Raw genomic sequence first — 21,840 nt, forward strand, 5'->3', positions numbered from 1 at the left:
ATGTCAAAACCGCTCACGCCCAAATCAAGCGCCTCTAGTGCAGCGGCCTCCAAGTCGCTCACCCTGAGTGAAATGGCCGCCCGCTGGTATTTGCGGATGCGTGAGCATGCGCACAACCAGCGCAGCGCCGAGCATCACGCGTTTGAGCAATGGTTAGCCGATGACCCTCGCCATGCGGCTGAATATGATAGTTTTGCCCACGCCATGCGCCAGCTCGATTCCGCCGAAAGTTTGTCGACACTGGCCGATGCCGCCGAGCAACAGGCTTTTTTAGCCAACGAAGCCGGCCGTAAAGCCAAACAGCAGCGCTTGGCACAGTTGATGGTGGTCTGCTTTATGTGTGTGGCCGGCTTTTTCTCGCACCAGCAATACCAGGTCTGGCAAGCCGCGCCCGTCATGCAGCTCGCCGCGCAAAACCCGGTCGGCCAAATTGTCACCAAAACACTGGATGACGGCACTCAAGTCACCTTGAGCGCCAAGAGCGACATGGAAGTCACTTATTATCGCCATGAGCGCCATGTGCTGCTCAAAGAAGGCGAAGCCATTTTTGAAGTGACCAAAGACCCGGATCGGCCATTTGTGGTTGAAACCGATACGGCAAAAATCACCGTCCTTGGCACCCGTTTCGCCGTCAACCGGCTGCAACAAGTGGTGCGCGTCAGCGTCGATCACGGGCGCGTCAAGGTCGAGCCGAAAAAAGAAGCTGCACCAGCAGCCATCACGCCGCTAGCGCGAGAAATCACCAATGGCCAGGTGCTCGAGGTCTATGCTAATCGCGCCATGGTCTTGGTCAACCGCCCGGCTTCAGATGCCTTTGCTTTCCTCAATGGCAGGCTGGTGTTTGACCGCGCCGATACCGGTGAAATTGCCGATACCGTCTCGCGCTACCGGCAAAAACCAGTGCAGTCGCAAGGCAGGCAAGTGCGTAATATTTCTGCCGATATCAATATTCAGGACATAGACCAGTTCTTGCGTGGCCTGCCCAATATCGCGCCAGTCAGGCTGCAGGAAACGCCGCAATACACCCTGCTGCATTCCCGCCAATAGCCCACTCACGACTAAGTCATGTCACCACAGGCGCTGCTATCAGCACCTTTTTTATTAGCCTCAAGGGCTAACTGCGTTCTCGTTGCTCTCACTTCCACCCTTTGAATGTAAAGTTAGGTTAACAGCATCAGGGTTTTGCCGCGCTCACAGATGAGTCTAAGTACAGGAGAAATCTGTGAATACATATAAAAAAATACATAGAAGAGGAATACACACTGCGCTAGCGGCTTTGAGCGTGATGGCAACGCAACCAGTGTGGGCGGAAGCATTGAATACCCAACTGCCAAAGCAGCAAGAGGAGAGCTTTAGTGTGCCCGTGAATGTGGATATTCCAGCGCAGCCGTTGGCTAATTCATTGCATGACCTTGGCAAAGCCACAGGCATGAATATCTCATTCCCCAATGACATCGTTTCTGGCAAAACCGCCCCCGAAGTGCGCGGCCGTATGTCGCGTAAAGAAGCGTTGCAGCGCGTATTAGGTGAGAGTGGGCTGGTACCTAAGCTGGAAGGAAATAATGCTTTCATCCAAAAGGCGCCAAAAGAAGAAAAGCAACAAGCGCTACAACTGGAAAAAGTTGAAATACGCGCCAAACGTGCTTATGACATCGGCCCGCTGAAAGGCCTGGCGCTCACTAAGGAGGAGATTCCCGGCAACGTACAAAGCATCACCGCCAAAGAGATTAAAGAATCCAAAGCGGTGAGTTTGACTGACTTAATGAACAGCAAACTGCAGTCTGTGAACGTTAACGACTACCAAAGCAACCCGTTTCAAATGGACGTCACCTATCGTGGTTTTACTGCCAGCCCGCAATTAGGCACTTCACAGGGTTTAAGCGTGTTTCTGGATGGCATCCGCGTGAATGAACCATTTGGTGACGTGGTGAACTGGGACATGATCCCCATGAACGCCCTCAACAGCCTGGACGTTTTTCCCGGCTCCAATCCGTTGTTTGGCCTGGGTACGCTGGGCGGTGCCATCAGCATGAAAACCAAAAGTGGTTTTGATAGCAACGAAGGCACGGTGGAATACCTGGGTGGTTCTTTCAAGCGCAATCAGTTTCAAGGCTCTGTGGGTGGTAACAACGGCGTTATAGCTGGTTTTGCTGCGGCTAATATTTTTAAAGAAGACGGTTGGCGCGTGAACTCACCTAGTGAGGTGAATCAAATTTTTGCTAAAGGTGAATGGCGTAATGACAGTCTACAACTGGGTTTAAGCATGCTGTATGCAGGCAATAAACTTGTGGGTAACGGTTTGCTACCCACTGAAATGGCCAAGCAAGATGGCAGTCAAATCTTCACCAGTCCGGATGAAACTAAAAACCGCTTGTTGCAGTTCCAGTTAAACGGCACGTGGGATGTGAGTGACACCTTCAACATCACGGGGCAAGTCTACAGACGTAAGAGCCGTAGAAATGCCAGCAATGGTGATGTAAACCAGAACTTTGGAGGTAGTGCGACCCGCAGACCAAACTCAGGTGAGCAACTCGCTAATGGGGTGCCTGACTTTGATGGGGATGGGTTGCCGGATATTAATCCGGACAATGGTATAAGTCTTGAAAATGTGGCTGCAAAGAGTGTGCCGGATGGTAGTGGGGGCAATATTCTGGCAATGTTAGATGTTAATGGCGAGCCAGAGTATTTTGGTATTGATTCCAGTGGTAATGTTTTATTAAATTCCGCGTTCTCGGCTTATGATTCATCCTCACCTTCGGGATATGATTTAAGTCGATTGGCGATAGGTAGTGCTGCAAATTCGATTGCTGTGACAGGGCAGTCTGTAGATGCAAGCGGCAATCCAATCTGGACGCTTAATCCACAAAATCCAACAACTGCTCCTGCATTTACACCTGAGTTTTATCAAGCAGCTTTATACGCATGGCAAACAAGAGGTTTGGCAACAGACGGTAGCAGAGATCTTCCTGGACAATTTTTTGATCCTAATAATTTAAACTATGTGTACAAAGACTCTAACGGCTTTATTGTAAGTGGATCATCTTATTCTATCACTGCATTAGACCCTGTTACGGGTGTGTCATTGGTCCGTACATTTTCGGGATCAAACCCAGGAATTAACAAACCACTTGGATTGTTAGTCACGGACGCGAACGGCACACCCATCGAGCGTAATGGGGCTGATTGTCAACCCAATCCAGGGCTTGGAACTTGCTCTGGTTATGTAGAAGGCACACCGACTGCGCTAATTACCCAAACAGAGATTGACCAGACCACGGATGGAGCTTCGATGCAGCTCAATTGGAATCTGGAACAACACAAGTTTATGGTAGGAGCCTCGGTTGACGCAGCAGATGCGACCTACGAAAGTGGCCAATATTTAGGCTTATTTACCGATCAGCGTAGAGCAATCCGAGACCCTAGTAAACTCGGCTACGAATTTTACGCAGCAAACAACCGGATTGACTTAAATAACTTTGATGGTAATAGCACCACCAAAAGTATTTATTTTAGTGAGACCTGGACACCGACCAAAGAGTGGGCGTTCACAGCCGCCGGTAGGTTCAACCATACAAAGATCAAGAACGTTCTAGCCATTAATAATATCTTGGGATTGTCAGGCCCTACCGCATTTAAAAACTTTTATCAGGATGCGGTGCTGTGCCCGGACAGTAATGGAAACGGTACGTTGGAGCTAGAGGAGTGTCCTCCAGTGAGTGTGCTGCCATTTAGTCCGGAGCTGGCAGGCGGGCTAGGTTTTCTCGGTCAACCAGAAACAGAGAAGTTTACTTATCGCTCCTTTAATCCAAGTCTGGGCGCAACCTGGCAGCCAACGGAGACACTTAACTTTTATGGTAACTGGAACAGGGGTGCACGTACACCCAGTGTGATTGAACTTGGCTGCGCGTTTGATGATACCCCCAAATACAACACAGACCCTAATACTGGCGAACTCATCTTTGTAGGGCCACGCTCTCTTGCTGAGCGACGTTTCTGTAGTTTGCCAAGTACTTTATCTGGTGACCCATATTTGAAACAAGTGCGTTCTGAGACTATTGAGTTTGGTGGGCGTGGCAATTTGACGCCAACGATACAGTGGAATGCCACTGCCTATCAAACTGACTTGACTGATGATATCTACTTCGTCTCTTTCACCGCTGAGCGTAGCTTCTTTCAGAATATTGGCGACACTCGCCGCCGAGGGGTTGAGCTTGGGTTGCAAGGTAAAGTCGATAAACTTGGCTTCCGAGTCAACTACTCACTCACGGATGCCACTTTTCAAGACCGCTTTACAGTAGCCAGTCCTAATAACAGCAGTGCAGGGAATGTATCTGGACGTGGCAATGGCTACGAGCAGACTGTCGTCTCCCCCGGCAATCGTATCCCAGGTGTGCCCTTGCACAACCTGAATGCCACTGTGAGTTATGACATCACCCCAGATTGGACCGTGAGCCTCACAGGCATATTGCATTCAGAAAGTTTTGTACGTGGTAACGAAAACAACAAGCATCAGGTGGGTGCAGCAAACTCCCGCTACATCTGTAGTGGGTTGAGTTCACCAACTGTCATTGATGGTATTGAGTATGGGAATAGCACTTGCGAGACGCGGATAGACAGACCTAACTTTCGATACCCTGGCAAGGTGCCAGGGTATGCGGTTTGGAACCTCAAGACCAGCTACAAAATCACTAAAAATCTGACGGCAGGCTTAATGATCAACAATCTTTTTGATCGTGAATACTACAGCGCAGGCCGGTTAGGGATTAACCCATTCTCGCCATCTATTAATGGTGCGATTGGCCCTGGTGGGTTCAATTACAACAGCAATGACTGGATGGCCAGTACTTTCTTGGCACCTGGTGCACCAAGGTCGGCATTTTTTACCTTAACGTACGACTTTGATGTTGGGAGGTAAACATAAATGAAACTAGATTGGTTTGTTATGAAGTGCATTTGTGAACTACACATAAGTGCAACTTAAAAAAGATTCAATCACGTTCAGATTAGAACTCACAAGGCGCTAACAGAATGTGCTGAATTGGTGAAGCAACACGCAGGCAGCCACAAATGCCTGCTCATTTTAACCTTTTTATTAGGAGCATGTAATGAGAAATCAATTACTAAAGTTAGCCGTGATGACAGCATTTGGCGTATCAGCTAATGCATTTGCAACAGGCTTGGAAAGCTTACCAGCGGCAGGCTTCACGGTGACTGCGGGTACAAATCAGGCAGCAGGTACTACAGGTTGGCGTGAGTGCAATACCACAGGGTTGTATGGTAGTTTGAGTTACACAGCACCCACTGCTGGTGCTAATAATACTTGTGCGGTCTTCCCTTCCGGTGGAAATAATCCCGGTACTCCGGTGACCGGGTTTACAAGTGTAACCCTATCTACAGCAAAACAAAGTGTCAATATCACAGCTAATGGTGAAGTTTTAGCGCGTATGAGACAAAGAGTCTATCGCAACGCTGCTGCAACTGAATGTGTTTTTGAAAAGCGTTTTGAAATGAATACCAGTAGTGGGTTGACAAATCCAGCAGTAGCAGCCGCAACGTTTGATTACAACCCACAATTAGATGGCAGTCAGCGTCTGGAGGTAAACGATTATGTTTTCGGTGGGTTTAGTGGTACTACGGATGTAAGTGCTGGTTATTATCACTCAGCAAATACCGACTCACCGGTTTTCAGAATGGGCCGCTCATTTACTTCAGTTCAAATTCAGGGCGATGATTTTGATGCAGCTACCGCATTAAATGCAGGTTATGTACGTCGTCCAGTGAATAGCCCTGCACCTGCTTCTAGTACAGAAATTAATGGCGTTGGCCAGACATTGGTTAATCCAGGTACGCCGACTGCTGCGCAGCAAACTGCAGAGATTCGCACCAATTGGGTGGACTTTACTGTTGACGTAACAGGTGGTGTAGATGAGGACGGTACAACTGCTAAGGATAGTCCATTTATGTATGTACGTTCCGGTTGCGGTTCAGGCACTGAAGCAACAGCATTTCCAACAACCAACAATACTGTGCGTATTCGCCAGACTGGACAGGAGTCTCAGCCATGGGTCACTGTGGTCACTAATGGTGTGACACGTAGCGGTGCCAATGCAAACTTCTAATTCTGTATTGATTTAGTGTTAAGCATGTAACAAATTGCCAGCGATGTAGCTTGTCGCTGGCAACCCCTCCGACTTAAGGGAGCGATGAAGTGTTAAAAATAAAATATTTGAAGTTAATGGCGTTGTTAGCGTTGTGCTTGCCTTTGATTTGTCAGGCAGAGTTCGTTGATTTAAAGCCGAGCAAGACATCCGCTTATGTGGCCTGTAACGCGACAGGTGCATTTGGCTTAAAAGAGAGTAGTGCCCCAGATGTGGCACAGCGGAAAAATACCACGTGTGCTGTAACGAGTGATCTGTTATTAACGAGCCCGATGAACGCGCCGCTGGCGGGTTTTAATATGGTGGGCATGATTTCGCGAGGTGTTGCACCACCTGCACCGGAAGGTAACGATAGCGAGGAGTTCGCTACCCTGACTGATACGATTTGGTGGAACAAAGACACCAAAGAATGCATTTTTGGCACACATATATTAATGAAAGAGCCCAAGTTAAGTCATGGCGAACAGTGGGAAATCAATGACATTGTGCGTGGTGGGTTTGGCGGCCGCCCTGTGTCAGTCGCCTATTTTATGAACCCAAATCCTAATGCCAGCTACGGTATGCCAGAAGCGTTATATCGAGTTGGGCGCAGCATGACATCAGTCAAGCAGCCTGGTTTACCAGATTTGAACGCTGCGCCTTATCACGATAGTTGGGTGGATTTCACCACAGACGTGAGTTTTGCTGACCCGGATGGTTCGACACGCAAAATGACGTCTATGTTGTATATCAAAAGCCATTGCGATAGCAAAGAGCCTGATGAGAAAGAAGGGGCGATTCGTTTGCGCACCACGGGTCAAAACGGACAAAAAGCATTTGAAGTCGTGCTGCCAGGATTGGTGCCAGCAGGTGCAAGCCTGGATTAAAAGACCTCTATCTTTTCGCAGGGTTAATTTTAGAAAGTGACGACGATGAAAGTGGCGAAATTTAAGCAAGCAGGCTTTACTTTGCTGGAGTTGCTGGTGGTGATGGTGATTATCGGCCTGCTGGCGGGTTATGTGGGCCCCAAGTATTTTGCCCAGATTGGCAAATCAGAAACCAAAACGGCTAAAGCACAAATTGAGGCACTGTCACGTGCCTTGGATACCTATCGTCTGGATATTGGTCATTATCCGTCAACTGAGCAAGGCCTGGCGGCGCTTAATCGACAGCCGGATGGTGAGGCGAAATGGCAGGGGCCTTACTTGGCCAAAGGCGTACCCGCGGACCCGTGGGGCAGGGCTTACCAATACCGCTACCCCGGTGAGCATGGTGATTATGATGTGTGGACGCTGGGCAGTGATGGCGCGGTGGGCGGCCAAGACGCAGATAGCGACGTCGGTAACTGGTAGTGCTTTAAGCGAAACGGCGATGAAGTTTGAATTAAAAGTATTGCAGGGCGCGCAGGTCAGTTGGGTGTCGCTAGACGCGACTGACCGGCAGGCGGCCTTGCATCAGGCGCAGGCAAAAGGCTATGGCGTCTTGCAGGTAAGGTCAGCACGGGCGCGCGGCTGGCCGCAATGGCCACTCAAAACACAGACTTTTAACTTGAGTCTGTTTAGCCAGGAGTTGCTGACGCTGCTTGAATCCGGCCTGAGCCTGATCGAAGCGATTGAAGGCCTGGCCGAAAAAGAGCAGCAAGACCATGCGCGCGCGGTGTTAACCCAGTTGCGTACGGCCTTGTTTGAAGGCTTGCCTTTGTCGCAGGCGCTGGCCTTGCAGCCCAGCGTATTCAGCCAGTTGTATATCGCGCTGATCCGCGCCAGTGAGCGCACGGGTGACATGGTGCATGCCTTGCGCCGTCATGTGGCTTACCAGTCACAGGTGGAGGCGATTCGTAAAAAAATTATTGCAGCCTCCATTTATCCGGTGTTGCTGATTGTGGTGGGTGGCCTGGTGGTGCTGTTTCTGCTCGGTTATGTGGTGCCGCGCTTTAGCACGATTTATGAGAGCGGCGGTGACAATTTGCCCTGGGCCAGCCAGATGCTGTTGCGCTGGGGGCAATTGTTGCAAGGTCATGGCGAATGGGTGCTACTGGGTACCTTGGGCATGGCGGCCACGCTGTGGCTGCTGTTTTCACGCCCGGCCAGCAAGGCCTGGATCATGCAGCGCGTGTGGCAAATCCCCAGTTTGGGCGAAGCTTTGCGCATTTACCAATTGGCGCGGTTTTACCGCACCCTGGGTATGTTGTTACAGGGAGGAATTCCCTTGCTGACTGCGCTGGGCATGGTGCAATCTTTGTTGCCGCAAGAGTTGCAACTGGCGCTGCAACGCGTGATGACCGAGGTGCGTGAAGGCAAGGCTTTGTCTGGCGCCATGGAGTCGCATGGCCTGACCACCTCGATTGCCAACCGCATGTTGCGCGTGGGTGAGCGCAGCGGAAAATTAGACGACATGCTGGGGCGCATTGGCGTGTTTTACGACGAGGAAACCGCGCGACGGGTGGAGTGGCTGAGCAAGTTACTGGAACCCGCACTGATGGTAATCATCGGCCTGATTGTCGGGCTGGTGGTGGTGTTGATGTATATGCCGATTTTTGAACTGGCAGGCGCCATAGAATGAGAAAGACCATGCCATGAATATGCAGGACTTACCGCTGACCGAGCAGGTGCCGCCTTTGCCGCTGACCTTATTGCCGCAGGCGCGGCAACTGGCGCAGCAAACCGGGCGGCCACTGATCGAGGTGCTGGAGGAGTTATCGACGTTGGCACCTGAGGTATTTGTGCAGGCACTCGGGCAGTGCATGCATTACCCGACGCTGACGGCGCTCGACCTGCATGCCATGCAGCCGATGTTTGACTTGCTGCGCTTTAACGATGCCAGCACCCTGCATGCCGTGCTGATGCAGAAGCCAGATCAATCTTTATATCCAGAACAGTCTTTATATATGGTACTGGCCGACCCGTTTGATGAACCACTGCTGTTACGGTTGCAGAATAGGTTGCGTGTGCCGGTGCAATGGTGCCTCGCTCATCGCAACGATATTGCCGCCTGCTTGCAGTTTCATGAAACGCAAATGCGGGCGATGGACCAGGTGCAACACAGTGACAGTGCTGCTCATGAAGAAGAGGCACCGGTCGAGGCCTTATCGCTCAAGTCTATCAGTGAAGATAGCAGCCCAGTGGTGCGTTTTGTACGCTCGACGCTGTACGATGCGCTCAAGGCCGGGGCCAGTGATATTCACCTTGAATCGACCCTGCATGGCTTGCGCGTGAAATACCGTATTGATGGCGTGCTCACCGAGGTGGGTGGCTTAAATGGGGTGATGCAGGCCGAGCAGGCCATTTCGCGCATCAAGGTGATGTCTGAGCTGGATATTGCCGAGCGGCGCATTCCGCAAGATGGTCGCTGCAAAGTGCATGCCCTGGGCCGCGAGATTGATTTGCGCGTATCTATCATGCCCAGCGTGGTGGGTGAAGACGCCGTGCTGCGCGTGCTGGACCGCAAGGCGCTTAGTGAAGCGCAAGGCATCAGCCTGGAGGTGCTCGGATTTGCCCCAGACTTGCTGGCGCAAATCCGCGCGCAGGCAGAAGCGCCTTATGGCATGTTGCTGGTGACCGGGCCGACCGGTAGCGGCAAAACCACCACCTTGTACGGCATGATTTCCGAAATCAACCAGGGTGAGGACAAGATTATCACCATTGAAGACCCGGTTGAATATCAATTGCCCGGCGTGTTGCAGATTCCGGTCAATGAGAAAAAGGGTCTCACCTTTGCGCGCGGTTTGCGCTCGATTTTGCGCCACGACCCCGACAAAATCATGGTCGGTGAAATCCGCGACGGCGAAACGGCACAGATTGCCGTGCAGTCGGCCCTCACCGGGCATTTGGTGCTCACCACCGTGCACGCCAATAACGTGTTTGATGTGATTGGCCGCTTTACGAATATGGGCGTGGATGCCTACAGCTTTGTCTCGGCCGTGAATGTGATTCTGGCGCAAAGATTAGTGCGTGTGATCTGCCCGTTTTGCAAAGTGGATGATGTGCCAGAACCCGCATTGTTACGCAAATCTGGCTTGAGCGTTGAGACCACACAGCACTACCAGTTTAAAAAAGGCTGCGGCTGTGGCCAGTGCCATGGCAGCGGCTACAAGGGCCGCAAAGGCATTGCCGAATTATTGTTGTTTGACGACCGCATGCGCGAACTCATCGTCGCCAAAGCGCCGATTAGCCAGATCAAGGCTTTGGCGGCCACCACCGGTACACGGGCCATGCGTGACGCAGGCCTGGCGCTGGTGGCCGCAGGCGAAACCACATTGCAGGAGATTAACCGTGTTACTGCACTCTCCTGACCCTGGTGTGGATTGCCGCCTGGCCGATAGCCGCCGCTGGTGGCAGGCATGGACTGCGCCAGAATTGCGTCTGGTCATCACTTGTGACGCATTGGAAGTGTTCCAATTTCAACGCGCCTGGTGGCCGGGCAGTCGCCCGCAGATGGTTAGCCATCAACGTCATGCCTTACCAGGCAATGCGCACGATATATTGCCGCCAGACGCATTGTGGTCGACCTTATCAGACGTATTAGCGCCATTGGTGGACCAGCGCTGGCACGTGGTGGTGGTGCTTTCTAACCAGTATGCGCGCTGGCTGGTGCTGCCGTGGCAGGCCGAGATTCGCTCGCAGGCTGATCTGGCCGCGTATTACCGCCATGGCTTGCAGCAGGCCTTTGCCAGCGATGGCCAGGATTGGCAGATACAGGCGCAGCCGGGGGGGTATGGCCAGCCTATCTTGCTCAATGCCTTGCCAGTGGCCCTCATGCAACAATTACAAACCGTGCTGGCTACACATCGTTTGCTACCCGGCATCATCACCCCCGCCTGGACGCTGGCCGCCAACCTGGCCTTGCAGGTGATGCGTCAGCAAGGCTTGCCAGCCGAGGGCTGGATTGTCTGCCGCGAGACGGGCAGCTTAACCGTTGCCTGTCTGCTGCAAGGCTACTGGCAGCACATCCGTCAGGTGCCGGTAGACTCGCAATGGCAGCAGACCTTGCATCAACTATTGCTGCGTGAGCAAGCTATTCATCCCGCGCGTGCGGACTTGCCGGTTTTTTTACCACAAACGCCAGCGAGTAGCGTGAGGCAGCAGTCTGTGCCGCTGTTTGTTGAGGTGGCTGCGTTGGCCAGGCAGGGGAGTCACTGATGACGCAAGTGCGCATCAATTATGCGGCAGGTCGTCTGCCCGGGCCGATGGCGACATTGCTGGGTAGTCTGCTGCTCATAGGCCTGGTCTGCCTGGTGGTGATCTATCAACAGCTTGCCGAGGACAATACGCGCTTGCAGCAACAATGGCAGGCACGCCAATCGGCGCTGGCGGCGAGTCGGCAAGTGGCTGCTACGCCTGTGGTGAATCAGGCGCTGGCAGCGGACATCGCCGCGGCGCAGGTGCAGATTCAAACGCCGTGGTTAGCGTTGTTGAGTGGCCTAGAACGCGCACAGCAAGCGCAGCTGTACTGGCTGCAACTCTCCCCCGATGCCAAACGCAAACAGGTGCGCATGACGGTGCTGGCGCAGCAACGTCAGCAAGGCTGGGCGTTGGTCGAGCGGCTCAAAAAACAATCCGGCCTGGCCGACGTGAAACTCAAGGCCAGCGAAGCCACCGAAGTGAACGGCTTGCGCATGACCACCTTGCATCTGGAGGCCGGATGGCTGTTTTAAGCCCAATCCTGCAGCGCCTGCGCTTTGTCTGCCAGCAAACATGGCAGAGTCACCGTTGGCTGCTAGTCATGTTGCTCATCACGATGGTATTGTCTGCGCTGATCGCACAGGCCTGGTGGCTTCGCCAGACTCTTCAAGTCGCTATTCAAGCATTGCCAATGCAGACCAGGGAGGCCATGCAGGCCAGAGTTGCGCCCCTTACCCGCCCTGTCGCCACAACTGCGGCACAAACCTGGCCCGTTGAAGACGAAGCAGACCGTATCAGCGCCGAGATTCTGGCCACCGCGGATGCCATGGGCATGCTGTTTGAGCGGGCAGAGTTTCAGTCTATTGCGCTTGAACAGAGTCGCTTGCAAGTGCAGCGCATCAAATTGCCGCTCAAAGGCGATTATTTGCAGGTGCGTCACTTTTTGCAGCAGGTGTTGCAGCATTACCCCAGCCTGGCATTGAGCCAGTTTAAATTGCAGCGTAGCGATGTCATGCAACCTGAGCTTGAGGCTTATGTGGAGTTTAGTTTGTATACACGCAAGCGAGGTCAGCCATGATGCGGCGCGGATTCGTATGGGCCGCACTGGTATGCACCTTGCTGGCATGCTGGTGGGTAGAGCAGGCCGACGAACAGGCATCATCGCCTGCGGCGTCGGCTGAGCCTGCGCCGCGGCAGCGCGTGAGTTTGGCACAGGCGCTGCCTTTGCCAAATGCTCCAGCATCATACGCCACGGACTTACAACGCATTGCAGAAACGGCTCACAGCCTGACGACAGCCGATGATGCCGCGATTGATCTGTTTGCCGTGCTGCACCCAGCTTCGGCCGAGAGTGCACCGCCCGTTGCGCCTGAAGCTGTCAATCCATATACCTATGCCGGTCGCTTGCAAGAAGATGGTCGCTGGATCGTGTTTTTAACCGACGGTCAACAACAGTACGTGTTACACGCGGGGGACCGCTTTGCCGATGGCTGGCAGGTGGCGTTGTTGGATCAACAAAAAATCGTGCTGCAACATGCGGCCGAGCGCTTTGAAATCAGGCTGGATAATGGGGTGGTATTTTGAACAAGCAAGTGAAGCATAAAATGAGCCATTGGGCCTGGTGGTTGGGCTGCCCACTGTTATTGGCGGGATGCAGCAATCTGTTGCCCGCACCGCAAACCGGCGATGCCACGCTAGAGCAGGCCAGAATCTATGCCGCGCGCGGCCAGGACGATGAGGCCATCCAGCTATTGCAGCCCTTGGTCGATCAGTATCCGCGCCAGCCACAATACAAAAACTGGCTCACCTTGTTGCAAGAGAAAAAACTGCAAAAACAATTGCAGCAAGCTGATAGTTTGCAGGCCTCGCAGCAATACGATGCGGCGAGCGAGGCTTACCAGCAAGTGCTGAAGCTCTCGCCCAACAACCGTGCGGCCAGTGATGGCCTGCAAAAGGTGCAACTGGCACGCCAGCATGCGGCACAACTGGCACAAGTGCAATTAGCCATATCGGCAGAAGACCTGGCCGGGGCCGAATTTGGGTTACGTATCATTTTGGCTGAGCAGCCTGCACACGCTGAGGCGCGGCAATTATTCGAGCAGCTTGAGCAGAAAAAAAACGAGCGCAGCAGCGTGGTGCGGCCATTGCAGTCATCCCTTAAAAAGAAAGTCACGCTAGAGCTGAAAAACACGCCGATAAAAAATGCTTTTGAATACCTGGGCAAGGCGGGCGACCTCAATTTTTCGTTTGACCAGGAGCTCAACGAGGGCATACGCGTCAATGTCTTGTTGCGCGATACCCCAATTGAGCAGGCGTTGGAAGTGATTCTCACCAGCCACCAGCTGGGCAAAAAAGTGCTCAATAGCAATACCTTGCTGATTTATCCGCAAGCCCGCGCGGCGCAATATGAGGAGTTGTTTGTGCGCAGTTTTTACCTGACGCACATGGACGCCAAACGTGCGCTCAACATGATGAAAACCGTGTTGCGCGCCAGCGATGTGTATATGGATGAAAAGCTGAATACGCTGGTGATGCGCGACACCATGGACCGCATTAAAGTGGCCGAAAAACTGATTGCCTCGCAAGACCTCAATGAACCCGAGGTGATGCTCGAAGTGGAGGTGATGGAAATCAATCGCCGCAACCTGGAAAACGTGGGCATTCAGTACCCTACACAGATTGGCGTGGGCGTGCAGGGCAATGCGGCGGGTAACAGTAGTGGCACCCAACCGCAGGCGGGCAAGCTGACCTTGACCGAGTTGCGTAACTTTAATGGCAATCTGGGCGTGTTTTCAATCAATGATCCGGCCATTGTGCTTAACCTGCTGCATCAGGATACCGACACCAATTTGTTGGCCAGCCCCAAAATCCGCGTCAAAAACCGTGATCGCGCCAAGATTCATGTCGGTGACAAAATCCCAGTGCTGACCAGTGTGGCCAGTGCGCAGGGCTTTGTTAGCCAGAATGTGAATTATATTGAGGTCGGCATCAAGCTCGATGTCGAGCCGGTGATCCAGATGCAGGACCAGGTCAGTATCAAAGTCGGCATGGAGGTCAGCAATATTACCGATCAGGTCACCACCAGCTCTGGCGTGCTGGCGTACACCATCGGTAGCCGCAACGCCAATACCACCTTGCAGTTACGCAATAACGAAACGCAGATTCTGGCCGGACTATTCCGTGACGATGAGCAGAAAACCCGCCGCAAAGTACCAGGCCTGGGCAACTTGCCGCTGATAGGCAAACTGTTTAGCAGCAACAATGAAGACAAGCGCAAAAACGAAATTGTATTGCTGATTACACCGCGCATTATGCACAACCTGAGCCCGGCCAGTGCGGTCTATAGCCTGATTCCTTCCGGCATCGCCGCCACGGCTAATCCGGTGGGCGCGGGTGGCGCGCGCGCCGTGCAGTCTAGCGACACACCGTCTAACCCGGTTGCTACGCCTCTCAATAGCTCGAATGACCGTGCAAGAGTGGATGCAAACTTTGCTGATCAATTGATCAATTCGGCGCCACCTAATCCAGCGGCGAGCCCCAATACCATGATTATTCAGAGTCAATAAACGTGTGTATGCCAGGTCAGCGAACGTATGGATTTACATTAGTCGAGTTGTTGGTGACGCTGGCCTTACTCGCATTGCTGGTGACCTCGGCCAGCCCGGTGCTGCAACTCAACGCCAAGCGTGACAAAGAGCGCGAACTCAAGCGCGCCTTATGGCAAATCCGTGATGCACTGGATGCGTATAAAGACGCGGTCGATCAGGGCCTGATTAAGAAGACGGCCGAGGGGAGTGGCTATCCACCTAATCTGGCAATCCTTGTGACTGGCGTTGAAAATGCACAAGACGCCAAAAAGAAAAAACTGTTTTTTTTGCGCCGCATTCCGCGCGACCCGTTTGCGGCAGATGCCACGCAAAGCAATGCCGCCACCTGGCAAATCCGTGCCTACGATGGGGCGTTGGACGACATGGCGCAAGACGTCTATGACGTGTCGTCGCGCTCGCCTACCATCGGCATTAACCAACAACCTTATAGCGCGTGGTAACACCATGAAACGTGGATTCACCTTGATTGAAATGCTGGTGGTGCTGGCGATTCTGGCCATGTTGCTGACGATTGTCTCGCCCAAATTTATGCATATGTTGCAGCGTTCTAAAGAAACCACTTTACGTCATGACCTGCTGACCATGCGTGACGCCATTGATAAATTTTACAGCGACAAAAACCGCTACCCAGAAACGCTGGACGAATTGGTCGAACGCCAATATCTCAAAGCCATCCCGCCTGACCCGGTGACTGAGCGCGCGGATACCTGGGTGATTACCTTGCCACCGAATATAGACGAGCAAGGCAGTGTGTTTGATGTGCATAGCGGTTCGACGCGATTAGCTGAGGATGGCACGCCCTATGCGCTGTGGTAGGCCGCCTGACTGCGGCTTTGTGCTGATCGGCATGTTGATGCTGGTCATGCTCAGTGGCCTGGTGATGGCGCAGGCCAGCATGCGCTGGCACACGCAGGTGCTGCGCGAGCGCGAGGCAGAGTTAATCAAGGTCGGGCTGGCTTACCGCGACGCCATTGGCCGTTATTACAACCAGACGCCAGGCGTGGTCAAAACCTTTCCGCCCACCCTCGAGGCCTTGCAGGAAGATAGCCGTTTTCCGACCGCGCGCCGCCATTTACGCAAACCCTACGTCGACCCCATCACACAACGTGAAGGCTGGGGTATTGTCGAGGCCCCCAGTGGCGGCATCATGGGGATTTACAGCCTGTCTGACAAACCACCTTTTAAAACCAAAGGTTACCGCGGCGAATTGCAGCATCTCAATGACAAACGCTATTACGGTGAGTGGTACTTTGTCTACTTGCCGCAGCCGCTAGGCCTCAATACTAGTGGCATGTGATTGTGTAAAGTTATGTTATTGACGTCAGGCTTTTAGCTCGCCCAGCGATTAAACATATGAAGGGATGTAAATGTGAGAAATTCCTGTCGTTGATGGGGCTTTTTCCTTGTATGCACTTTTGCCTGGTTAACCGCGGGACCAAAGTGCAGTAAGCACCCGGATTATTTCTAATCTGATTTTTATAATGGAGCGTGCTGTGGACTTAGTGCCTGATATTGTTGATCTTGTGTTGGTTTTGCTGGGCGTGTTGTCGGTGCTGGTGTGGTCCATCATCCTGATGAAAAGCTGGGCCTGGTTTAAGTCGCGCAATGAGGCGAACCACTTTTTATCTGAGTGGCAGCAGGTGAAAACCATTTATGAGTTGCCAAAAATTATCTCCCATAGCAATAGCAGTTTTGCGCGTTTGTGCGATGCCGGTATGCGGGCGATGAACGAGGTGATGGCGAATTCGGTGTTGCGCAGAAACGAGCGCCAGGAGGTGATTTTGTTGTCTCTCAAGCAGCAGGCTTATCTGGAGCAAAAGCGCATGGATGGCGGCGTGGCAGTGTTGGCGAGCATAGGCTCTACGGCGCCGTTTATCGGTTTGTTTGGCACGGTATGGGGCATTATGAATGCGCTTAAAACCATCACCGCCACCGGTTCTGCCGGGCTGGACGTGGTGGCCGGGCCGATTGGTGAGGCGCTGATTGCGACGGCGATTGGCATTGCCACGGCGGTGCCTGCCGTGCTGGCTTACAACTATTTTATGCGCAAGCAAAAAGTGCATAAGGCAGACATGGAGCAAGTGGCCAGCCGCTTTCAATCACTGCTGACGCAGTCAGGCGCGGAAGGCTAATATCATGGCGATTTTAGGTGATAGTGACAATGAAGACCTGGTAAGCGAAATCAATGTGACGCCGCTGGTGGATGTGATGCTGGTGTTGCTCACCGTGTTTATTGTGACGGCGCCTTTGTTGATGAATGCAGTGAAGGTGAAGCTGCCGCAAGCCAGTGCCGAGGTGGCGATTACCACGCCTAAAACAGCACATATCAGCGTGACGGATGCGGGTGATGTGTTTTTGGACCAGCAACGCCTGGCGCTGGAAGGCTTAACCCCGGCGCTGGGCCAGCTCAAGCAAAGCCAAGACCCGGCGGTGGAGATTTATGCCGACGAGCACGCGCAATACGGCGTGGTGGCCAAAGTGTTGGCGGCGATTCAGCGCGCAGGCATTAGCAAATTTAGTTTTGTGATGTCGCCAGAGGTTGGGAAATAAAGGCATGAGCAGCCTGATTTACCCTGAGCAGCAAGACTATTCGCTGATTTGGCGGGCGGTGATTGTCTCGCTGGCGCTGCATGCGCTGGTGGTGGTGTTTTATCCGGCACTGAGCCAGATTGAACTGCCCAAGCTGCCAGACCGCCTTGAAATTGAGTTTTTTTCGATCAAAGCTGCAGCCCCAAGCGTGCAAGCGGTGGCGCCGCCGACAGAGGTGGCTAAGCCGCTTGAGCCCCCTAAGGCGACGACTACGCCTGTGGTGAAGCCACAAACGCCGGTAGAAACACCCAAACAGGTGTTGGCGGCGCCAAGCAGTCAACCGTCGGATTACCGTGTGCCAGAGCAGGTCGCCCCCGCCAAGGCCGAGCCAGCGCCCGTGACCCCGGCAGCCGCCACGCCTAGCGTGAGTGCGGCAGAGAGTGCGCAGCCCGCGGCGAATGACGCCCCTGCCAAAGACAGCAAACCCAGCGTGGCGGCCAGTGCAACGCCAGCCAGCAGCGAGTCTGAGGAGTTAAATGCCGGTGATACCGATGCCTGGGGCGATTATGGCGAGCAATTGCGTGCGCTAGTGGGTAAAAGCAAACAATATCCGGCCATTGCGGTGCGCCGCCATCTCGAAGGCGAGGCGACGGTGGTGGCGCAGTTTGTGCGCGGTGAGCTGGTGAATGTGTCACTGGCTGGCAGCAGCAAGCATGTGCCGCTGGATGAAGAGGCGATGCGCATGGTGAAAAAAGCCATTGCACAGCTGGGCGTGAAAGACAGTTTAAAAAAGAAGAGCTTCAAAATAACAATACCAGTGAATTTTAAACTGGAGTGATCCCTTCGCGGTTTCCCGAAGGCTGGCGTCATTAGAAAGTAAATCCCTCACTTTCGCTCAATGGTGGCGCCTGCTCTATGTAACCCCTGTCATTTGCCAATTTTCCTCCGGCAAGTGCAGGGGATTTTTTTGCCTAATATGGGTGAATGCTTAGTGATGCGTTAACTGGTTTTGTATGAGTTCGCTCAGCCAATCCATCAAAATTCGCACCCGTTTAGATAAGTTCCGACGATGCGGAAACAACAGTGAAACCGTCATGCTTGGTGCAGTGAATGAGGGCAATATCTCCACTAACTGACCGCTGGTCAACATTGCCATTGCGCCAAGCTTGGGCGCCTGCATGATGCCTAGTCCGGCGGCGCAGGCAGCGCGGTAAGCATCGGTGTTGTTGACGCAGATACGGCTGCGCATTTTCACGCGATGGAATTCTCCGTCTAACTGATATTCAAACGCATCAAAGCGGTTGTTGCTGCTGGTCTGGTAGTGAATCAAATAATGTTGCTGCAAATCGTCTATGCTTTTGGGTGTGCCGTATTGGGCGAGGTAAGCCGGGCTGACGAAGTTGCTTTGCTGCATTTCACCTATCCTGCGCATGATCATGCCAGATTCATCGACCTTACCGGTTCTGACCACGCAGTCGTAGCCTTCACTGACCAAATCGACTTTACGGTCTTCGCTGCTGATTTCTATATTGAGGTTGGGGTGGCGCTGCAAAAAAGCGGGCAGGGCGGGGATAACCAAATGCCTGGCCATGGGCTGTGACATATTCACCCGCACGATGCCTGTGACCTGGCTGTCGTCGCGCATGAACAAGGTTTCCAGTTCTTCTATCTCACTCAACACGTCTTTGGCTTTTTCGTAAAACAACTGGCCGTCTGGCGTGAGTTGTACTTTGCGCGTGGTGCGGTGAAACAGCTGTGTTTGTAGCCTGGTTTCCAGTTGCTGAATGGCTTGCGACACGCTGGCTTTCGGCAGGCCCAGGCTATCGGCCGCTTTGGTAAAGGAGCCGAGTTCGGCGACGCGCATAAAACGCTTCAGGCTTTCAGTGCTATCACTCATGTGTGCTTTATTGTTCGTTTATTGTGAACAGTATAATTATTAATGGTTAATTTATCTTTAATTTTAATACCAATAAACTACGCACATCTTTCATCAACACAGGAGAATGAGCATGGTTAGCAAAATTGCATTGATTACAGGTGGTAGCCGTGGGTTGGGTAAAAATACCGCGTTGGCGATGGCAAGGCAGGGCATTGATGTGGTGCTGACTTACCAAAGCAAGCAGGCGGCTGCGCAAGAGGTGGTCAACGAGATTCATGCCTTGGGACGTAAGGCGGTGGCTTTGCCACTGGATGTGGCGCAAGTGAAGACGTTTGATGCGTTTGCCAGTGCTTTGAGCCAAGCGTTGCAAACACATTTTCAGGCGGAAAAGTTTGATTTCCTGATTAACAATGCGGGTACTGGTCTCACCGCTCCTTTTGCTGAAACGACGGAACAGGTGTTTGATGACATGGTGAATATCCACCTGAAATCCACCTTCTTCGTGACGCAGAAATTGCTGCCATTGATCAATGATGGTGGCCGCATTATCAATATCTCGAGTGGCCTGGCCCGCTTTACATTGCCTGGCTACAGCGCTTATGCGGCGATGAAAGGCGGCATTGAGGTATTGACGCGCTACATGGCTAAAGAACTGGGTGCACGTCAGATTGCGGTGAATACGGTGGCGCCGGGGGCGATTGAAACCGATTTTGGCCAGGGCCTGGTGCGCGATAACCAAGAGGTGAATGCCTATATTGCCGGTCAGACTGCGCTTGGCCGAGTGGGGATGCCGGATGATATTGGCCCGATGATTGCGAGTCTGTTGTCGGAGAATAATCGCTGGGTGAATGCGCAGCGCATTGAGGCTTCCGGCGGCATGCTCATTTAATCAGTTTGAAAAAAGTAAAACGGGCAGCGAATGGCTGCCTGTTTTTTATTACTGAGCCTGTTGGCCGAGAAGCTATTTCTGTAGTTAGACCTCAATATAGAGAGTCATGGTAGTCGCTTCAAATTGCTCAAAATCACTTGCTTTGCAGTTGGGTGAATTGCGTTTTGTAGTCTTCTATCCATTGTTGTGCATGCAGGCGTTGTTTGGCCGTTGTGGTGGCATGCAGGCTGGCAATGGTTTCACAGCTGAGTTGAGTGACTGTCTCGATATGCGCCTGATAAGCGGCATTGGGGCTGGTTTGCATGCGCTCGAAACCTGCGCGCACCAGTTGCGACTTTTCTTCGTTTGATGATGCGAGGTTGCGTAATGCTTTGAGAATATCCAATGCATCTTCGTCGCGCCGCAAAATCTCAGCATAGATGATGGCCGGATTAATGTCACTCTTGGCAATCACTTGTTTTAAAAGGTTGATTTGTTTTTCGTTTAAATCGCCATAGACTTTTTCAGCAAACTCTTCGGATTTTTCTAGCCTCACTTCCCGCTGTTCTTCGGTCGTCTCCTGCCACCATTCTTCTTTCCATTCCTGGTTGCGTTTTTCGAGCTTTTTTTGCAAATGTTGCAGTTGTTTATCGCTCAGCGTGCCAGCGATCTCCACAATCATGGGGATCATTTTTATTTGTAGCGTTTGCAGATTTGATTTGATGGACTCTATGCGCTGGCAGGCTGTTTGTGCTGTCACATCATGACTTAGATCATCGTGTATGGTATTGAGCAGCGAAACATAACGCGGTAGCTCGTTTTGGCGATGCCAGGCATGTACATCCTGCAGGGCGAGTTTAAGTTTGGTTTTTTGCGCGTCATTAAAACTAAAGTAATCATCCAGCCGCCATGCGATGAGTGCCGGTGCGTTGTTGTAAGCGGTTTTTACCAGGCTACAACTGGCCATGGTCATCGCAATCAGCAAAAGTAAAAAGGGGGTGATGTTTCGCATGGCTATACGACCTTGGTTGACCAGCTAAGTTTACGAGCCCATCAATTTGTATGCACTACGCGCAAGGTTGATGTGCGTTTCTGACCAGCTTTACCCTGGTTTAGTGATAAGAATAGGGTGGCGCAGGCAGCGTACGCTGCCTGTTTAAATGGCCTACGGCTTACGATTGGGCGGTGGTGGAGGCGGGTAATAGCCTGAGCGGGTACTTGCTGGGGCCGGGCTGGTGTCTTGCGAGTAGGTTCTCGCCATGCTGGCCGGGACCGGGATGCGGTGTCCGGCGGCGTACATGCATTGGTAATAGGCGTTGTCGTATTTATCCTGCGCGTTCATGCCGCTCACGGCGGCGGTATTGCTGCCAATCGCACCGCCTGACAAGGCGCCCATGCCCGCGCCGATGGCCGCGCCTTGGCCACCGCCTGCTGCGGCACCGATGGCCGCACCGACCACAGTGCCCACAGCCGTGGTGGTGGCGAGGCTGGCATTGTATTGCTGGTTGACTGTTTTACCGCCAATTTGGGTCAAGGCAAAGTCGCGGCAGGATAAGTCGTCTGCCCTAAAACGATTAAAGTCTTTGCCGGTGCCCGGCAGCGCCATATTGCTGGGGCCGGTGGGGTTGGTGGCACAGGCTGAGAGCGCCAGCGCGGCCAGCACGATAATGAGCTTAGGATGCGTATTCATGTGGGTCAT

General features: G+C 52.8%; 22 protein-coding genes. 19 read left to right on the forward strand and 3 right to left on the reverse strand.

The annotated features are described in order from the left end of the window. From E6Q52_RS02650 to E6Q52_RS02735, 18 genes are all read left to right on the forward strand, one after another. Positions 1-1,047 (forward strand): FecR domain-containing protein, encoded by a 1,047-nt coding sequence (locus tag E6Q52_RS02650; protein ID WP_292818066.1) that lies wholly within the window; start codon positions 1-3, stop codon positions 1,045-1,047. A gap of 175 nt (positions 1,048-1,222) precedes the next feature. Next, positions 1,223-4,915, forward strand: coding sequence for a TonB-dependent receptor (locus E6Q52_RS02655; RefSeq protein WP_292818068.1), 3,693 nt, complete (start codon positions 1,223-1,225; stop codon positions 4,913-4,915). Between the two features lie 190 nt (positions 4,916-5,105). After that, positions 5,106-6,119 (forward strand): hypothetical protein, encoded by a 1,014-nt coding sequence (locus E6Q52_RS02660; protein ID WP_292818070.1) that lies wholly within the window; start codon positions 5,106-5,108, stop codon positions 6,117-6,119. A gap of 311 nt (positions 6,120-6,430) precedes the next feature. Next, the gene (locus tag E6Q52_RS02665) at positions 6,431-7,024 is read left to right on the forward strand and encodes a hypothetical protein (RefSeq protein ID WP_292818072.1); all 594 of its coding nucleotides are present in this window, start codon (positions 6,431-6,433) and stop codon (positions 7,022-7,024) included. Between the two features lie 45 nt (positions 7,025-7,069). Then, positions 7,070-7,489: a type II secretion system major pseudopilin GspG gene (gene gspG, locus E6Q52_RS02670; protein ID WP_292818074.1), complete on the forward strand. Its 420-nt coding sequence runs from the start codon at positions 7,070-7,072 to the stop codon at positions 7,487-7,489. A 19-nt stretch (positions 7,490-7,508) separates the two neighbouring features. Continuing rightward, the gene (locus E6Q52_RS02675) at positions 7,509-8,699 is read left to right on the forward strand and encodes a type II secretion system F family protein (protein WP_292818075.1); all 1,191 of its coding nucleotides are present in this window, start codon (positions 7,509-7,511) and stop codon (positions 8,697-8,699) included. Positions 8,700-8,712: 13 nt separating this feature from the next. Continuing rightward, positions 8,713-10,428, forward strand: a complete 1,716-nt coding sequence (locus E6Q52_RS02680; RefSeq protein WP_292818077.1) for a GspE/PulE family protein — start codon at positions 8,713-8,715, stop codon at positions 10,426-10,428. Then, a complete protein-coding gene (locus E6Q52_RS02685) occupies positions 10,409-11,275 on the forward strand; it encodes a hypothetical protein (RefSeq protein ID WP_292818079.1) in 867 nt (288 codons plus the stop codon). The genes E6Q52_RS02680 and E6Q52_RS02685 overlap by 20 nt, the downstream gene beginning before the upstream one ends. Continuing rightward, the gene (locus tag E6Q52_RS02690; protein WP_292818081.1) at positions 11,275-11,790 is read left to right on the forward strand and encodes a hypothetical protein; all 516 of its coding nucleotides are present in this window, start codon (positions 11,275-11,277) and stop codon (positions 11,788-11,790) included. The genes E6Q52_RS02685 and E6Q52_RS02690 overlap by 1 nt, the downstream gene beginning before the upstream one ends. Then, complete coding sequence (locus E6Q52_RS02695) at positions 11,778-12,335, forward strand: hypothetical protein (protein ID WP_292818083.1); 558 nt, start codon at positions 11,778-11,780, stop codon at positions 12,333-12,335. The genes E6Q52_RS02690 and E6Q52_RS02695 overlap by 13 nt, the downstream gene beginning before the upstream one ends. Next, complete coding sequence (locus E6Q52_RS02700; RefSeq protein WP_292818085.1) at positions 12,332-12,841, forward strand: hypothetical protein; 510 nt, start codon at positions 12,332-12,334, stop codon at positions 12,839-12,841. The genes E6Q52_RS02695 and E6Q52_RS02700 overlap by 4 nt, the downstream gene beginning before the upstream one ends. 20 nt (positions 12,842-12,861) lie before the next feature. After that, the gene (locus tag E6Q52_RS02705) at positions 12,862-14,823 is read left to right on the forward strand and encodes a tetratricopeptide repeat protein (protein ID WP_292818087.1); all 1,962 of its coding nucleotides are present in this window, start codon (positions 12,862-12,864) and stop codon (positions 14,821-14,823) included. 8 nt (positions 14,824-14,831) lie between these two features. Further along, positions 14,832-15,305 (forward strand): prepilin-type N-terminal cleavage/methylation domain-containing protein, encoded by a 474-nt coding sequence (locus E6Q52_RS02710; protein WP_292818089.1) that lies wholly within the window; start codon positions 14,832-14,834, stop codon positions 15,303-15,305. Positions 15,306-15,309: 4 nt separating this feature from the next. Further along, on the forward strand, positions 15,310-15,681 hold the full coding sequence (locus E6Q52_RS02715) for a type II secretion system protein (RefSeq protein WP_292818091.1): 372 nt from the start codon (positions 15,310-15,312) through the stop codon (positions 15,679-15,681). Continuing rightward, a complete protein-coding gene (locus E6Q52_RS02720; RefSeq protein WP_292818093.1) occupies positions 15,668-16,162 on the forward strand; it encodes a type II secretion system protein in 495 nt (164 codons plus the stop codon). Before E6Q52_RS02715 ends, E6Q52_RS02720 begins: the two co-directional genes overlap by 14 nt. Before the next feature lie 196 nt (positions 16,163-16,358). Continuing rightward, a complete protein-coding gene (locus E6Q52_RS02725; RefSeq protein ID WP_292818095.1) occupies positions 16,359-16,997 on the forward strand; it encodes a MotA/TolQ/ExbB proton channel family protein in 639 nt (212 codons plus the stop codon). Positions 16,998-17,001: 4 nt separating this feature from the next. Beyond that, complete coding sequence (locus E6Q52_RS02730; protein WP_292818097.1) at positions 17,002-17,415, forward strand: biopolymer transporter ExbD; 414 nt, start codon at positions 17,002-17,004, stop codon at positions 17,413-17,415. Positions 17,416-17,419: 4 nt separating this feature from the next. Continuing rightward, the gene (locus E6Q52_RS02735) at positions 17,420-18,232 is read left to right on the forward strand and encodes a TonB family protein (protein ID WP_292818098.1); all 813 of its coding nucleotides are present in this window, start codon (positions 17,420-17,422) and stop codon (positions 18,230-18,232) included. A 150-nt stretch (positions 18,233-18,382) separates the two neighbouring features. Here the strand turns inward: E6Q52_RS02735 and E6Q52_RS02740 are convergent, their stop codons facing one another. Next, on the reverse strand, positions 18,383-19,291 hold the full coding sequence (locus tag E6Q52_RS02740; protein WP_292818099.1) for a LysR family transcriptional regulator: 909 nt from the start codon (positions 19,289-19,291) through the stop codon (positions 18,383-18,385). 112 nt (positions 19,292-19,403) lie between these two features. On the opposite strand from E6Q52_RS02740, the gene E6Q52_RS02745 reads away from it, so the two are divergent. Beyond that, positions 19,404-20,162, forward strand: coding sequence for an SDR family oxidoreductase (locus E6Q52_RS02745; protein WP_292818101.1), 759 nt, complete (start codon positions 19,404-19,406; stop codon positions 20,160-20,162). 133 nt (positions 20,163-20,295) lie between these two features. Here the strand turns inward: E6Q52_RS02745 and E6Q52_RS02750 are convergent, their stop codons facing one another. Both E6Q52_RS02750 and E6Q52_RS02755 read right to left on the reverse strand, forming a co-directional pair. Then, a complete protein-coding gene (locus E6Q52_RS02750; RefSeq protein WP_292818103.1) occupies positions 20,296-21,153 on the reverse strand; it encodes a DUF6279 family lipoprotein in 858 nt (285 codons plus the stop codon). A gap of 153 nt (positions 21,154-21,306) precedes the next feature. Beyond that, the gene (locus tag E6Q52_RS02755) at positions 21,307-21,831 is read right to left on the reverse strand and encodes a YMGG-like glycine zipper-containing protein (protein WP_292818105.1); all 525 of its coding nucleotides are present in this window, start codon (positions 21,829-21,831) and stop codon (positions 21,307-21,309) included. Between the last annotated feature and the right edge of the window lie 9 nt (positions 21,832-21,840).

The organism is Methylophilus sp., assembly GCF_008015755.1.
Taxonomy (GTDB): domain Bacteria; phylum Pseudomonadota; class Gammaproteobacteria; order Burkholderiales; family Methylophilaceae; genus Methylophilus.